The sequence below is a fragment of the Brevundimonas nasdae genome, from assembly GCF_019395145.1.
In the GTDB taxonomy this organism is placed as follows: Bacteria; Pseudomonadota; Alphaproteobacteria; order Caulobacterales; family Caulobacteraceae; genus Brevundimonas; species Brevundimonas nasdae.
This window is the reverse complement of sequence record NZ_CP080034.1, coordinates 963,690-979,562: the sequence shown is the minus strand read 5'-3', so window position 1 is coordinate 979,562 and position 15,873 is coordinate 963,690. Positions and strand designations below refer to the sequence as shown.

Annotated in this window: 13 protein-coding genes; 1 reads left to right on the top strand and 12 read right to left on the bottom strand. The window is 63.9% G+C overall.

Annotated elements, in window-relative coordinates:
- Positions 1-8 precede the first annotated feature (8 nt).
- The 12 genes from bamA to KWG56_RS04720 form a co-directional block, all read right to left on the bottom strand.
- Positions 9-2,438 (bottom strand): outer membrane protein assembly factor BamA, encoded by a 2,430-nt coding sequence (gene bamA, locus KWG56_RS04775; protein ID WP_219353915.1) that lies wholly within the window; start codon positions 2,436-2,438, stop codon positions 9-11.
- 29 nt (positions 2,439-2,467) lie between these two features.
- Positions 2,468-3,685 carry a M50 family metallopeptidase gene (locus tag KWG56_RS04770; RefSeq protein ID WP_201097584.1) on the bottom strand — a complete coding sequence of 406 codons (1,218 nt, stop codon included), beginning with the start codon at positions 3,683-3,685 and terminating at the stop codon, positions 2,468-2,470.
- Positions 3,686-3,709: 24 nt separating this feature from the next.
- Positions 3,710-4,906: a 1-deoxy-D-xylulose-5-phosphate reductoisomerase gene (gene dxr / locus KWG56_RS04765; RefSeq protein ID WP_219353914.1), complete on the bottom strand. Its 1,197-nt coding sequence runs from the start codon at positions 4,904-4,906 to the stop codon at positions 3,710-3,712.
- Positions 4,903-5,721: a phosphatidate cytidylyltransferase gene (locus KWG56_RS04760; protein ID WP_201097587.1), complete on the bottom strand. Its 819-nt coding sequence runs from the start codon at positions 5,719-5,721 to the stop codon at positions 4,903-4,905. Before KWG56_RS04760 ends, dxr begins: the two co-directional genes overlap by 4 nt.
- On the bottom strand, positions 5,721-6,500 hold the full coding sequence (gene uppS, locus KWG56_RS04755) for a polyprenyl diphosphate synthase (RefSeq protein ID WP_219353913.1): 780 nt from the start codon (positions 6,498-6,500) through the stop codon (positions 5,721-5,723). The genes KWG56_RS04760 and uppS overlap by 1 nt, the downstream gene beginning before the upstream one ends.
- 37 nt (positions 6,501-6,537) lie before the next feature.
- Entirely contained in the window at positions 6,538-7,095 is a 558-nt protein-coding gene (gene frr / locus KWG56_RS04750) for a ribosome recycling factor (protein WP_201097591.1), read from the bottom strand.
- Between the two features lie 41 nt (positions 7,096-7,136).
- Positions 7,137-7,871: a UMP kinase gene (pyrH, locus tag KWG56_RS04745; RefSeq protein ID WP_201097593.1), complete on the bottom strand. Its 735-nt coding sequence runs from the start codon at positions 7,869-7,871 to the stop codon at positions 7,137-7,139.
- Between the two features lie 127 nt (positions 7,872-7,998).
- Positions 7,999-8,940 (bottom strand): translation elongation factor Ts, encoded by a 942-nt coding sequence (gene tsf / locus KWG56_RS04740; protein ID WP_219353912.1) that lies wholly within the window; start codon positions 8,938-8,940, stop codon positions 7,999-8,001.
- Positions 8,941-9,067: 127 nt separating this feature from the next.
- A complete protein-coding gene (gene rpsB, locus KWG56_RS04735) occupies positions 9,068-9,928 on the bottom strand; it encodes a 30S ribosomal protein S2 (RefSeq protein ID WP_219353911.1) in 861 nt (286 codons plus the stop codon).
- A gap of 226 nt (positions 9,929-10,154) precedes the next feature.
- Positions 10,155-10,751 (bottom strand): DUF4142 domain-containing protein, encoded by a 597-nt coding sequence (locus KWG56_RS04730; RefSeq protein WP_219353910.1) that lies wholly within the window; start codon positions 10,749-10,751, stop codon positions 10,155-10,157.
- A gap of 79 nt (positions 10,752-10,830) precedes the next feature.
- Entirely contained in the window at positions 10,831-14,289 is a 3,459-nt protein-coding gene (dnaE, locus tag KWG56_RS04725) for a DNA polymerase III subunit alpha (protein WP_219353909.1), read from the bottom strand.
- 270 nt (positions 14,290-14,559) lie between these two features.
- Entirely contained in the window at positions 14,560-15,147 is a 588-nt protein-coding gene (locus KWG56_RS04720) for a response regulator transcription factor (RefSeq protein ID WP_244999641.1), read from the bottom strand.
- A gap of 343 nt (positions 15,148-15,490) precedes the next feature.
- Between KWG56_RS04720 and KWG56_RS04715 the strand changes: the two genes are divergently transcribed.
- Complete coding sequence (locus KWG56_RS04715) at positions 15,491-15,865, top strand: hypothetical protein (RefSeq protein WP_219353908.1); 375 nt, start codon at positions 15,491-15,493, stop codon at positions 15,863-15,865.
- The last annotated feature ends 8 nt before the right edge of the window (positions 15,866-15,873 follow it).

Here is a 15,873-nt window from a genome sequence, read left to right as displayed (position 1 = left end):
GCCGCTGTTTAGAACTGAGTGGAGGTCGAGAAGCGGAAGGATTCGGTCTTGTCGTAGTCTTCCTTGGCCAGGACCTTGGAGATGTCGAAGCGGATCGGACCCATCGGCGACTTCCAGTGGATGCTGACGCCAGCCGATGCCCGCAGCGCCATTTCGTCAACGATATTCGCGTTCGTCGTACCCGTCGAGGTCAGCTTGTAGCGATCATCCAGACCGCCCAGCGTACCCACGTCAGCAAAGAGCGAGGTCTTGATGCCGTACTGTTCGGGCAGATAGTTCGGCAGGGTCACTTCGACCGTGCCGATGGCGTAGAAGTTGCCGCCCAGTGCGTCACGCGTGGTCAGATCGCGCGGCCCCATGCCGGCGGTTTCGAAGCCGCGGAAGCTGTTGCCGCCCTTGAAGAAGCGGTCGTTGATGCGGATCGGATCGCCGTTCCAGCCCGTGACATAGCCCGCCTGCCCCATGACGCTGACGATCCACTTGGGCGTGATGCCATAGTACCAGGAGGCGTCTGCTTCGGTCTTGACGTAGTTCACGTCGCCGCCGATGCCGGCGAAATCCTGACGCAGCGAGCCAGCCCAGCCGCGCGTCGGACGGACCGGATCGTTCGTGTAGTTGACCTGCAGGGTGTAGCCTGCGGACGAGTTCAGATAGCTGCCGATCTGATCGCACAGCGCCGACGAGCCAAGGCCAGCCGTGCCGCAATAATTGTAGGGCACGATGATCTCATCGCTCTTCAGGAAGTAGCGGGTGCTGAGCAGCATGTTGCCGTTCAGCGGATAGGACAGGCGCACGCCGCCGCCGGTCGAGCGGTAGTCATACGACGAATACTTGCTGAGATCGTAGCGCGAGTGGAACAGGTCGAAGCCGGCGCGCAGGTCACGACCCAGGAATTTCGGTTCGGTGAAGCGGAAGTCGATCTGCTGGCGCAGCGAACCCCATTCCAGACGCGACACCACGTTCTGGCCGCGTCCACGGAAGTTGCGTTCCGAGATGCCCAGGTTGACCGTGAAGGAGTCGACCGAGCTGAAGCCCGCGCCGACGGACAGTTCGCCGGTCGGCTGTTCCTGCACGGCGACATTGATGACCGAACGGTCAGGCGCGCTGCCGCGCTCTTCCTGGATTGTCACGTCCTTGAAGAAGCCCAGCGCGCGCAGATTGTTGCGCGAGCGCTCCATCAGGGCGCGGTTGAAGGCGTCGCCTTCCGTCAGCATCAGTTCGCGGCGGATGACCGGATCGATGGTGCGGGTGTTGCCGACCACATTGATACGGTCGATGTAAACGCGCTGGCCTTCCGACACGTTGAAGGTCACGTCGACCTTGTCCGTTTCAGGATTGGCGCGATAGGTCGGATTGATGTCGACGAAGGCGTAACCGGCCGAACCCGCCGCGAACGTCAGGGCGTCAACGGCGCTCTCAATCTTGTCGCTTTCGTACAGGGCGCCCGAGCGGATCGGGATCAAGCGCTCCAGGAAGGCGGCGTTCAGGCGATCATTCTCGGTGACGACCTTCACTTCGCCGAAGGTGTATTTGTGACCTTCGTCCAGCGTCAGGGTCAGTTGGAACGCCTGGTTGTCCGGCTGCAGTTCAGCGACCGACGACACGATGCGGAAATCGTAATAGCCGCGGTTCGTATAGAATTTCCGCAGCTGCTCCTGATCATACTCCAGTCGGTTCGGGTCGAAGTTGTCGTTGCTGGAGAAGAATTTCCACCATTGGGTGCGCTGGGTCACCATCACGCCGCGCACATCGCGGTCGGAATAGGCATGGTTGCCCAGGATGTTGATGGCGCTGATGCCGGTCTTGGGACCTTCGTCGATTTCGAAGATCACATCGACGCGGTTCTGCTCCAGTTGGACCAGCTTGGGCGTGACCGTCGCCGAGATACGACCCTGCAGGCGGTACAGTTCGACAATGGCGCCGACGTCTTCCTGAACCTTGGCGCGCGTGTAGATGCCGCGCGGGCTCAGCGTCACTTCCTTGGTCAGTTTGTCGAGCGAGACCGCCTTGTTCCCCTCGAACACCACCTGGTTGATGATCGGGTTCTCGACGATCTGCACGACCAGATCGCCATTCTGGACGCCTAGCTGAACATCGGCGAACAGACCTGTGCGTGACAGGGTGCGGACGGCGACGTCCAGCACGCCCGCGTCGACCGTGTCGCCTGGACGGATCGGCAGATAGGACAGCACCGTCGTCTGGTCGATGCGCTGTGCGCCCTGAACCACGATCCGGTTGATCTGCACGCCTGTCGGCGCGGCCATCTGCACTGTCGGCGTCGCACCGTCAGCAGGCGCGGCCTGAGGGGGCGCAGGGGCTGGCTGGGCGGGCGCAGACTGGGCGAATGCGGGTGCGCCGAGGCCGGCGGCCACAGTCAATGCCAGAAGGCTGGAGCGGGCGCCCATTCGGACGGCGGCGCGAGAGGTCATGTCGTTCATTCGTGAAACCATCGGGGGCTGGCGTCGGCTCACGAGACGAGCCCGCCGAGGAATTGAAAGATGTTGAGCTTCTGTAGGTCGTTCCACGTCGCGAACAACATAAATCCCGCCAGAAGCGCAAGGCCTGCGCGATAGCCAATCTCCTGATACCGCGCCGACACCGGTCTGCGCGCCACAGCTTCATAGCCGTAGAAAAGCAGATGGCCGCCGTCCAGCACAGGGATGGGCAATAGGTTTAGAAAGCCGATTCCGATCGAAAGTATGGCAGCGAGGCGAACCAGAGTCAGCGAAAGGTTGATTGCGGCCGCCTTGGGATCCGGGCTGGCCTTGACGACTTCGTTGGTCAGAGAGCCGCTGACCTTGGCGATTCCCAGCGGTCCGCTGAACTGGTCGCCGGATTCACGTCCGGTCACCATGCGCCCCAGATAGGTCAGGGTCGAACTCAGAACACTGCCGACCTGGCGCACGCCCGCCCCGACCGCTTCAATCGGGCCATAGCGGATATAGCGGATGTCCGCGCGGCTGGCGCCCAGGCCCAGGCCGATGCGCGCGACCTTAATGCGGCCTGCAACCGCGTCATCTTCCGTGCGACGTTCCGGCGTCGCGACAAGCTCCAGCGTCTGGGCGCCGCGCTCGACGGTAAAACGAACCGGATCACCGGCGCTCAGCATCACGGTCTGGGTCACATCGGATCCGCTCTGGATCGTGCGTCCGTTCACGCCCGTGATCAGGTCGCCCGGCTGGAAGCCCGCCAGAGCCGCCGGCGATCCTTCCTGAACCTGGGCCACACGCGCGGGCATGATGACATCGCCCAGCGCCATGAAGGTGGCGGCGAAGATGACGATGGCCAGAATGAAATTGGCGACCGGTCCTGCGACGGTGATCAGCGCACGCTGCCAGACCGGCTTGAAATGGAAATAGTCGCGCTCTGCGCCCGGCCCCTTCTCGGCGATCAGCCGCTGACGCAGTTCGGCAAGACCCGCCTGATCCGGCACGCTGGCCGCATCCAGATCACCCGAGAATTTCACATAGCCGCCCGCCGGGATCCAACCCAGCCGCCATTCGATGCCGTGCCGATCCACGCGGCTGAAGATCGCCTTGCCGAAGCCGACAGCGAAACGGTCAACCTTCACGCCAAAGGCGCGGGCCACCAGGAAATGCCCCAGTTCATGGATGGTGACGATGAACGTCAGCACCAGCAGGAATGGTACAATATAGATCAGAACCTGACCCAGGGCGCCTAGCATTCGAAAATCGTCTCCCCCGGCCGATCAGGCCGCATTCGCAAGTCCGGCGATGATGGACCTGGCCATCTGACGCGCCTCGGCATCGACCGAGAGGGCCGCGCCGCAGGCGTCTCCAGAGCCGAAGACCATCCCCGCTTTTGTCGCACGTTCAAGGGTTTCGGCGACGACTGCGGCAATATTGAGAAACGCCAGCTTCCGGTCAAGGAAGGCGAAGGCCGCCACCTCGTTGGCGGCGTTGAAAACGGCAGGCGCCGCCCCGCCCGATTTCAGCGCCTGACGGGCCAGATCCAGCGCCGGGAAGCGCTCCACATCCGGCGCCTCGAACGTCAGCCGACCCAGCGCAGGCAGGTCCAGCCTGGGCGCGGGCCAGGCGATCCGCTCGGGCCAGGCCAGGGCGCAGGCGATGGGCGTGCGCATGTCCGGCGCGCCCATTTGGGCCAAGGTCGAACCATCCACATATTCCACAAGGCTGTGGATGATTGATTCCGGGTGGACCACCACGTCGATCCGATCTTCGGTCATGCCGAACAGATAGGCCGCCTCGATCATCTCCAGGCCTTTATTGGCCATGGTGGCGCTGTCGACCGAAATCTTGGCCCCCATGCTCCAGTTCGGATGCGCAACCGCCTGTTCCGGCGTCGCCGACGCCATCCGCTCACGCGAAACCTGACGGAAGGGTCCGCCCGATGCCGTCAGCACCAGTTTCGACACGCGCTCCGGCGCGTCTGCGGGGAAGACCTGGAAAATGGCCGAATGTTCGGAATCGACGGGGATCAGCTTGCCCCCTGCCCGTCCGACGCGCTCGATAAGGGCCGGGCCGCAGCAGACCAGGCTCTCCTTATTGGCCAAGGCGAGGATCGCGCCGGTGTCCGCCGCCGCCCAGGCCGATTTCAGACCAGCGGCGCCAACGATGGACGCCATGATCCAGTCGCTGGGGCGCGTGGCTGCTTCGACGATGGCGGCCTCGCCCGCCGCGACCTCAATCCCGGTTCCGGCCAGGGCGTCGCGCAGATCGTTCAGTCTGGCTGGGTCCGCCGTCACCGCCAGCCTTGGCTTCCAGCGCTGCGCCTGTTCGGCCAGACGGCCGATGTTGGCGCCGCCCGTCAACGCCTCAACCTCAAAAGCCCCCGTGCCCGTGGCCTCCGCCTGCTCCATCAGGTCCAGCGTCGACGATCCGACAGAGCCTGTCGAACCCAGAACCGTGACACGACGACGGATCATGCCGCACGCTCAAGCATCAGCACGACCAGACGCCCGGCCGCGACCACGACGACAGCGAACATCAGCCCGTCAACCCGATCCAGCAATCCGCCGTGTCCCGGAATGGTATTGCCCGCATCCTTGACGCCAAACCGCCGCTTCAGCGCCGATTCCCATAGGTCGCCGCCCATGGTCGCCAGCGCGGCGGCCAGACCCAGCGCAGCGCCCCAGAAGATCGTCAGACGCCCCATATCGACCCAGGCCGTCATGACCGCGCCTGCGATCGTCCCGGCGACCAGCCCCCCGATGAAGCCTGACCACGTCTTGTTGGGCGAAAAACGCGGCCAAAGCTTCGGTCCGCCAAGGGTCGAACCCGCCAGATAGGCCAGAATATCGGCAGACCAGGCCACCGCGAACACCAGCACCGTCCAGTGCAGGCCAACCGGGCTGTCGACGGCCCGCAGCCAGATCAGCAGAACCGCAGGCCAGCCGAGGTAGAGAACCCCGTAGGACGCATCCAGCGCCTGCTGCCCCCGGCTGCGCGCATAGACGCCCGCTGCAACTGCGCCGAACACCAGCATGACAAAGGCGACGGACATGGCCCCGAAATGCGCGCTGATCACTGCTGCCACGACGCCGAACGACACAGCGCCGCCCATCACGCGACGCGCGTGCGGCGCACTCATCGCCGCCCATTCAAAGGCCAGAACGATGCAGGCTGCGACCATCAGGCCCAGGAACCAGACGCCCCCCGCCCAGGTCGCCGCCACCGCCGCAGGCGCGAGCACGACGGCGGAAGCCGCCCGCAACGCAATGTCACGCCCCTTGACCGCCATCAGCCCGCCGCCCGCGCAGGAACGACGTCACGTCCGCCGTAGCGGCGATCACGTTCGCCAAAGGCGGCGACCGCCTCTGCCAGCGCCTTGGGTCCATAATCGGGCCACAGCACCTCCTGGAACACCAGTTCGGCATAGGCGGCTTCCCACAACAGGAAGTTCGACAGGCGTTTTTCACCTGACGTCCGCACGATCAGATCGAGCGGAGGCGAGCCCGCGGTCGCCAATCCCGTCTCGAACGTCTGTTCACTGATCGGCTCGATCGTTTCACCGGCCAACAATTTTTCCGCGTGGCGACGCGCCGCGTCCACCAGATCGGCCCGCCCGCCATAGTTGAAGGCGACCTGCAACAGGAAGCGGGTGTTGTGCGCCGTCTGGGCCTCGGCCTTGTCGATGATCGCAACGATGTCGGATGGCAGGCCCGTGCGGCGCCCCAGAATGCGCAGACGCACCCCCGCCTTCTCCAGCCGCGTCAGATCGCTGGCCAGATAGGTGCGGACCAGACCCATCAGATCCGACACCTCGTCCTCTGGACGGCTCCAGTTCTCGGTCGAGAAGCCGAACACCGTCAGGCATTCAATGCCATAGTCGGGCGCAGCCTGGATGGTGCGTTTCAGCGCCTGGACGCCTTCACGATGGCCGATTGCACGCGGCAGACCGCGCGCCTTCGCCCAGCGGCCGTTGCCGTCCATGATGATCGCGACATGGCGCGGACCATGCGGGCGTGCGCCATCGACACCGATCACTGCGGTCTCCGAACCTGTAGGCGCGGCCGTCATCTGCTGTGAGTTTCCTTCCGCGCCAAGTCGGTTCGCCTCAGACCTGCATGATCTCTTGTTCCTTGGTCTTCAAGGCTTCGTCGATGCGCTTGATAGCCGCGTCCGTTTCCTTCTGGACATCGGTTTCCAGCTTCTTTTGTTCGTCCTGGCTGATTTCGCCGCCCTTCTCAGCCTTCTTGAAGTCGTCGTTGGCGTCGCGACGGACGTTGCGCACGGCGATCTTCTGCTGTTCGGCATATTTGCCGGCCAGCTTGACCAGGTCCTTGCGGCGCTCTTCCGTCAGAGGAGGAACCGGGATGCGCAGCGTCTGGCCATCGACGATAGGGTTCAGGCCCAGGTTGGCGTTGCGGATGGCCTTTTCGACGGCGACCACCATCGACTTGTCCCAGACGTTGACCGAGATCATGCGCGGTTCCGGCACGCTGACTGCGGCGACCGCCGTCAGCGGCGAAGCCGAGCCATAGGCCTCGACACGTACCGGCTCCAGCAGCCCGGCATTGGCGCGGCCGGTGCGCAGACCGCTGAATTCTTCCTTCAGGGCGGCGACCGACTTGTCCATGCGGTCGCGGTAGGTTTTCAGTTCAGGCTTGGCCATCGTCTAGGTCTCTCTTGTCTCTGTCAGGTCTCTCGGGCTGCTCAGGCAGCGTCCTTGATCACCGTGAACGTGCCTTCGCCCGTCAGGGTCCGGCGAAGTGAATCGTCTTCCCGGATCGAGAAGACCACGATCGGAATGCCCGTGTCGCGCATCATGGCGATGGCCGAGGCGTCCATGACGCGCAGATCCTTGGCCAGCACATCCTGATAGGTCAGGGTTTCATAGCGGGTCGCGGTCGGATCCTTCTTGGGATCGGCGGTATAGACGCCGTCGACGCTGGTGCCCTTCAGCAGGGCGTCGCAGCCCATCTCAGCCGCGCGCAAGGCTGCGCCCGAGTCGGTCGTGAAGAAGGGGGCGCCCACGCCTGCGGCGAAAATCACCACGCGTCCCTTTTCCAGGTGACGCAGGGCGCGGCGGCGAATGTAGGGTTCAGCGATGGCGGCCATGGGAATGGCGCTCTGCACGCGGGTCGACACGCCGATCTTCTCGAGCGCCGACTGCATCGCCAGGGCGTTCATGATGGTCGCCAGCATGCCCATATAGTCTGCCTGGGCGCGTTCCATGCCCGCCGCCGCCTTGGACAGGCCTCGGAAGATGTTGCCGCCGCCGATCACCAGGCAGATTTCAACGCCCTCTGCCGCCACCTGCGCCACGGCCTTGGCCACCGTATCCACGGTCGCCATGTCGACGCCGAAGGATTGGTCGCCCATCAGGACTTCACCAGAAACCTTCAGCAGCACGCGTTTGTAGCGGAAGTTGGCGGGGGCGTCGGGCATGCGGGGGGTTCCGTTTTACTGCGGCGCCATTGAATCAGGCGACTTCTTATAGACGAAGGGCGCGTCAGCCATCAAAGCCGAACGCGCCCTTCTGATGCAAATCCCTCACGAATGAGGGGATAGGAGCTTAGTTGCCGCCCATCATGGAGGCGACTTCCGACGCGAAGTCGGGGCCTTCAACCTTCTCGACGCCTTCGCCCAGCGCCAGACGGACGAAGCCGGCCAGGCGCAGGTTGGAGGAGCCCAGTTCCTTGGCCGAGTTGGCGACCAGCTGTTCGATGGTCACGTCCGGATCCATGACGAACGGTTGCTTGGACAGCACCACGTCCTTCTGGAACTTGTTGATCTGACCTTCGACGATCTTGGCGATCATGTTTTCCGGACGGCCTTCTTCCTTGGCCTTCTCGGTCAGGACGGTGCGTTCCTTCTCGATCGCAGCCGGATCCAGATCGTCCGTGTTCAACGACAGCGGAGCAGTCGCGGCGACGTGCATGGCGATCTTGCGGCCCAGTTCGCGCAGAGCGGTCTTGTCGCCCTCGCCTTCCAGGGCGACCAACACGCCGATGCGGCCAACGCCCGGCGAGACAGCATTGTGGACGTAGGTTGAAACCACGCCTTCTTCCACCGACAGGCGGGCGGCGCGGCGCAGTTGCATGTTCTCGCCGATGGTGGCGATCATGTTCGTCACTTCGTCCTGGACCGTCTTGCCAGCTTCCAGTTCAGCGCCGTGCAGGGCTTCGACCGTGTGGTGCTCCAGCCCCAGTTGGGCGAACGACTTGGCGGCGTTCTGGAACAGTTCGTTACGGGCGACGAAGTCGGTTTCGGCGTTGAATTCGATGGCGGCGGCGACTTCGCCCTTGCCGTCTTCCTTCGACGCGACAGCGACCAGGCCTTCAGCGGCGACGCGGTCAGCCTTCTTGGCGGCCTTGGACAGGCCCTTGGCGCGCAGCCAGTCGATTGCTGCATCGATGTTGCCGTCGTTTTCGACCAGCGCCTTCTTGCAGTCCATCATGCCGACGCCCGAACGCTCGCGAAGTTCCTTCACGAGGGCGGCAGTGATCTCGGCCATGTTCTTCTCCTTGGGGGGATTTCGATGTGGGAACGGCCGGGCTGCTTTAGCCCGGCCGTGTGTCAGTTCAACGCACGGCCTTCTTTCCTGGCGCTAGGCTTTAGCACCTCAGAAGACCGTAGGGCGATCAGCCCTCAGCCTTCTCAGCTTCGACGGTCGGTTCAGCAGCCGCTTCCAGTTCAGCAGCAGCGCCTTCCGTGCCGGCCGGTGCAGCTTCAGCAGCAACCGGAGCCGAGGCTTCGCGCAGCATCGGCTCAACCGGGGCTTCCGAAGCGCCCAGGTCGATGCCCGAGGCCGAAGCGCCAGCCGCCAGACCGTCCAGGACGGCGTCGGCGATCAGGTCGCAGTAGGTCTGGATGGCGCGCGCGGCGTCGTCGTTGCCCGGGACCGGATAGGTGATGCCGTCCGGATCCGAATTGGTGTCCAGGATGGCGATGATCGGGATGTTCAGCTTGCGGGCTTCCTGGATCGCGATCGCTTCCTTGTTGGTGTCGATCACGAACATGATGTCCGGGATCGAACCCATGTCCTTGATACCGCCCAGCGACAGTTCCAGCTTGTCCTTCTCGCGTTGCAGCGTCAGCAGTTCCTTCTTGACGCGGCCTTCGCCACCGTTCTCGAGGATGCCTTCCAGTTCACGCAGGCGAGCGATCGAGCCCGAAACCGTACGCCAGTTGGTCAGCGTGCCGCCGAGCCAACGGTTGTTCATGTAGTACTGGGCGCAGCGCTTGGCGGCTTCAGCAACCGGCTCCGAGGCCTGGCGCTTGGTGCCGACGAACAGAACGCGACCGCCCTTGGCGGCGACTTCACGCACGGCCACCAGAGCCTGGTGGAACAGCGGCATCGTCTGCGACAGGTCGATGATGTGGATGTTCGAGCGCGAGCCGAAGATGTAGCGGTCCATCTTCGGGTTCCAGCGGTGCGTCTGGTGGCCGAAGTGAGCGCCTGCTTCCAGCAGGGTGCGCATCGAGAATTCTGGCAAAGCCATGATCGTTCAGTCCTTTTTCCGATCAAACGTGGCGCGGGGGATTAAAGGTCAGATGACCCTCGGAATGGTGCGTATCGGGATGTCTCCCCGAAGCGCGCCTCACCCGCGTTGCGAAATGCCCGCGCGATGTAGGCGGGATCGGCCGGAAAGGCAAGCGCCGCTCGTCCGCAACGAAAAAGGCGGCCCATTTCTGGACCGCCTTTTCCACCAAGACGTTGAGCCGTCCCTATCGGATTGCATCCCGCAGAGTCTGGGCGCGATCCCGGTGCGCCGTGACCGTCGGAATCAGTTCACGAGCCAGGGCGGACAGGGCTGGCGCATCCGTATTGCCCTCAAACCCGTTCAGCAGGGTCAGCGTCTCGTTATGAGCGGCGATCTGCTGGTCCAGATAGACCTTATTGAAATCGCCAGGCGTGGCGGCGTTCAGATTGTCGATCAGCCCCTGACGACGTGCGTCCAGGGCGGTGGGAATAGTCACATCCGGCGCGGCCGTCGGCGCAACCTCGGCCAGCTTGTGGCCCGCGGCCGTATGGTCCTTGGTGATCATGGCGGCCAAAGCCTTGACGTCAGCGCTGGTGGATTTGGCAGCCGCCACCTTGGCGGCCTCCAGCTCATACAGATTGCCGGTGGCCAGGCCGGTGACGAAACCGCCCACCGTATTGGCGCCAACTGTGGCGGCCGAGGTCTGGCCGACAACGCCCGATGTGGCGTCCTGCGTGGCGTTCACGGCCTCGGCTGCATTCTGTTTTGCGCTGTCTCCGCCCTGGCTGCAGGCGGCGAGCAGGGCCAGCGATGCGACGCTGGCGATGGCGATATATTTCATTGGAGTAGTCTCCCTGTGGACTCCCCAAACCTCTCAGCGCCCCGCGAAGTTCCCAAATTCAACCGATTGAGCCGGCGCCTCAGGCTTCTTCCAGCATGACGACGCCGGGCGCCGACTTCAGCGCGCCCCGCAAAGCGCCATCCAGTCGATAGCGTCCGGGCAGTTTCAGCTCGACCTCCTGACGACCATCCAGAGAGGCGACCAGAGACACTTCCCCGCCCTTTCCGATCGCGCCGGATCGGGCCTTCTCCAACCGCGACCGCAAGGCCTCGGCGTCCGCGGTTCGGGCCGACACATGGATGCGCAGACCGATGTTGGCGTCATCCAGCAGGTTGTCCATTCGTGATGCGTCATCACCGAAGAAGCGCACCTCCCCGTCTGACGACTTGGCGCGCACACGCACCATGACGGACGCCCCCAGCTCCAGCACCTCACGGCATTTGCGCAACTGCTCCGGCGGGAACAGGCATTCAAACTCGCCGGTGGGGTCCGAGAAGGTGACGAAGGCGAACTTCTCGCCGGTGCGCGCGCTGGCGCGTTCCTGCCTGCGCCGCACCATGCCCGCCATCTGGAAAGCTTCGTGACCGGATTCCGCCAGCGGAATCGCTTCGGCGACAAAGGTGACGCGCTTGCGCTTCAGCGCCGTCGTCATCTCGTCCAACGGGTGCCCCGACAGATAGAAGCCAACCGCAGCCAGTTCGTGATCCAGACGTTCCGGCCCGACCCAAGGGTCTACATTCTTCAGGCGCGGTCGTGCAGCGTGCGCCTGGTCGCCGCCGAAAAGCGACACCTGCGACGACGCACGCTCCGCCGCCACACTCTGGCAATAGGCCATCAGGATGTCGGCCTGCTCCACCAGCTGGCGGCGGTTGGGATGGATGCTGTCGAACGCGCCCGCCTTGGCCAGGCCTTCCAGCGCCCGCTTGTTGACGCTGCGCGGATCGACCCGCTCAAGGAAGTCGAAGATGTCGGGGAAACGCCCGCCCGTCTCGCGCACCTCGATGACGTGCTTCATGGCCTCAAGGCCCACGTTGCGGATCGCGCCCAGCGCATAAAGTACCGATCCTTTGTCATCGTCCCAGGCCACGTCGAAGTCGGCGGACGAGCGGTTGATGTCCGGCGCCAGGACCGGCACCTCGAACCGCCGCGCATCCTGATAGAAGACCGCCAGCTTGTCGGTGTTCGAGAGATCGAGGCTCATCGACGCGGCGAAGAACTCGACCGGATGATTGGCCTTCAACCAGCCCGTCTGGAACGAAATCAACGCATAGGCGGCGGCGTGCGACTTGTTGAAGCCGTAGCCCGCAAACTTGGCCACCAAATCGAAGATGGAGCCTGACTGGGCCTCGGGGACACCCTTCTCCAGCGCGCCCTTGACGAAGCGAAGGCGCTGGAAGTCCATCTCCTCCTTCTTCTTCTTGCCCATCGCGCGGCGCAGAAGGTCGGCTTCACCCAGGCTGTAGCCCGCCAGGATTTGGGCGATCTTCATCACCTGCTCCTGGTAGATGATGACGCCATAGGTCTCGGTCAGCACCTCGGTCAGCGACGGATGCAGATAGTCGACCTCGGCCCGACCGAATTTCCGGTCGATATAGGTGTCGATCATCTCCATCGGGCCCGGCCGATACAGGGAGATCAGCGCGGTGATCTCCTCGATCGAGCTGCATCGCATCTTGCGCAGGGTGTCGCGCATGCCTTGAGATTCCAGCTGGAACACGCCGACCGTCTGGCCGGAGGCCATCAGTTCGTAGGTTTTGGCGTCATTCAGCGGCAGTTGATTCCAGGTCGGCGCCAATCCGCGACGCGACAGATAGCCGTGCGCGCGGTCCAGGGTCGTCAGGGTCTTCAGGCCCAGGAAGTCGAACTTCACCAGCCCCGCAGGCTCCACCCACTTCATATTGAACTGGCTGGCCGGAATGGTGGAGCGCGGGTCTTGGTACAGCGGCACCAGTTCCGTCAGGGGCCGGTCGCCGATGACAATGCCCGCCGCGTGAGTCGAGGCGTTGCGGTACAGGCCCTCAAGCTCCAGCGCCGTCTCCAGCAGGGTCTTCACCGCAGCCTCGGCGTCGCGCGCCTCTTTCAGGCGCGGCTCCAGCTCAATGGCCTGGGCCAGGGTTACCGGATTGGCCGGGTTGTTCGGCACCATCTTGCAGAGCCGGTCCACCTGTCCCAGCGGCATCTGCAGCACCCGCCCCACATCACGCAGCACGGCCCGTGCCTGCAGGGTGCCGAAGGTGATGATCTGCGCGACCCGGTCCTTGCCGTAGTGGGCCTGCACATAGTCGATCACCTCTTCTCGCCGCTCCTGGCAGAAGTCGATATCGAAGTCGGGCATGGAGACCCGTTCCGGGTTCAGGAAGCGCTCGAACAGCAGGCCGAACCGCAGGGGGTCAAGATCGGTGATGGTCAGCGACCAGGCGACCAGCGAACCGGCGCCAGAGCCCCGCCCCGGCCCCACCGGGATGCCATGTTCCTTGGCCCATTTGATGAAGTCCGACACGATCAGGAAGTAGCCGGGGAAACCCATCTGCTGGATGATCCCGACCTCCCACTCCAGGCGGGTCCAGTATTCCTCTTCGGGAACGGCGGCCTCGACCTCGGTCAGACGGACCTTCAGGCCCTCGCGCGCCTGATGCGCCAGTTCATCAGCTTCTGAGCGCCCTGCCCCCGTATCGAAGCGGGGCAGGATCGGCGCATGCGTCTTGACCAGGAAGGCGCAACGCCGGGCGATGTCGATGGTGTTGTCGCAGGCCTCGGGCAGGTCCGCGAACAGTTCGCGCATCGCCTCGGCGGACTTGAACCAGTGCTCGCCCGTGATCCGGCGCCGATCTTCCTGACCTGTGAAGGCGCCGTCGGCGATGCACAACAGGGCGTCGTGCGACTTCGCCTGCGACGCCTTGGCGTAATAGACGTCGTTGGTCGCGACCAGCGGCACGTCATTGGCGTAGGCCCATTCGACCAATCCCGGCTCGGCGCGTCGTTCATCGTCGAGCCCGTGGCGTTGCAGTTCGACGTAGAAACGGTCGCCAAACGCCGCCTTCATGGCCTCCAGCGCCTCGACCGCCTCGGCTTTCTTTCCCTGCGCGAGCAGCGGATCGACCGGACCGTCCGGCCCGCCCGACAGCAGCAGCAGACCTTCGGACCGCTCCACGACCTGACGCCAATCGACGCCCGGTTCGGGCATTTCGCCGGAGTCGAGATAGGCGGACGACGACAGGGCGCACAGATTCAGCCAGCCCGCCTCGTTCTGGGCCAATAGGACGACGGTGGACATCTTGGCCCAGCGGGCGTTGAGCTGCCCTCCGATGCCGAACACAGGCAGGGCGCAGGCGACAATGGGCTGAACCCCGGAATCCTTTGTGGCCTGACTGAACTCCAGCGCACCGAACAGATTGGCCCGGTCCGCGACCGCGACAGCCGGCATGCCGGCGTCCGCCGCCATCTTGCCGATCTTGCCCGCCTTGATCGCGCCTTCCAGCAGCGAATAGGCCGAGCGCACGCGCAGATGGACGAAACCCTGACCCTCTGCTGCACTCACTGTTCGCTCCTTCGTCTGTGGCCGGATCAGACGCCGACTCGGCGCTTACGCCAACGGCTTGGCCGATATGGCGTCGCAGAAGCGAGCGTCAAACGGTCAGACTGTCGGAGCGTCAGACGGACGTAGCCATCAGAGCCGCCTGCCAGACCATCCAGACGAAGCCGCCGCACGACGCAAGCGACAGCATATCCCTCATCAAACGCGGCATCAGCTTATCCCCAGATCAACTTCTGTGTTCCGGGAATGTTCTATGTTCCGATTTTGTTCCCGTCAAGCGTCGGACGCTGTGAACCCTATGCGCGTCAAGGCCGAGGCCAGGGCCGCCGAGTTCGGCGACTGGGTTTTGCGCAACAGGCTGGCGCGGAAGAACTCGACAGTCCGCGGACTGAGCGACAATGCCTGTGCGATCTGTTTGGTGGTGCGGCCCGCCACCAGATACTCGGCCACCTGCCGCTCGCGCCGCGTGAATGTCAGCGTGTCCTGCCGTGGGATGGAGGCCAGGATATCCAGCGCCCGCCGCGCCGCGCCCAGCAGTTGTTCTGGGGTGGTGGGCTTGGTCAGGACATTGTCGACGCCCAGGCGCATGGCGTCGACGGTCGTCAGCACATCGACATAGGCGCTGACCAGAATGACCGCGTGCCGCCCGAAGGCGCAGAAGGCGCCGACCAGATCCAACCCTTCGATGCCCGGCAGCTTCAGATCAACGACGATGCAGGTCGGGTCAGCATCCGACGCCCACATCAGGGCGTCCAGCGGGTCGGTGAAACCCACCGCCTGAAATCCGGCCTCGCGGAATGTGAGCAGCGTCATGCCCAGGATCGCAGGGTCGTCGTCGATCACCAGGATTTCCTGGGTCACATCAGTTCCCTGAGCAACGCGCTCCGTCGATTGCTCATCGCCCATGCCTCCCGACTTGCGAAGGCGGTCGTTCGATGCTGCAGGATCAAACGTCGAGAGTCCCAAACTTTCCATGCGCACAAAATACAAGGCCGGTTGATCTGCGAAACCTCGTAGTCCCACGCAATTGATCAAGCAGCGCAGTTGGTCCAGCCATCAGGTGATGATGAAATCACTGAATGAGCGCCGTGTCGGCATGCTGGAAGCCGCAATCCTTGTCACTAGCGTAGAGCAGGATTTCGAAACGGGTCGTCTTTGGCCCGCTCTCAGGGATCTACGCAAAGGCCATGCCAGAACCTTGGGATTGGCCGGCGTCATCCTCTGCGACGCCAATCGCGTCATGTATGGTCTTGAAGGCATCGGACAGTATCTGGACCGCTTTACTCAGATGCTGGAGGACAGCCCTTGCGAGGTCGACGTCCAGCTGCTGTTGCGCCGCCCCATCGCCCAGCGAACCTATCGGGCCCCTGCTCTCCTGGCGCCGACCCTGGCCAAGGAGGAACGGACCTGGCTGCGAGAGGAACTGGACGACACCGCCTCGGACCTCACCACCCTGCCCACCTTCCTGACCTGGCTGGCGTTGCGTCAGGCGGAAACCATTGTCGGAGGGTACGGCGACGGGCTGATGGCCCCCGCCGACAGCTTCCCGTCCACCCGTTCGCACACAACCCGGCACTGAGCCGCGTA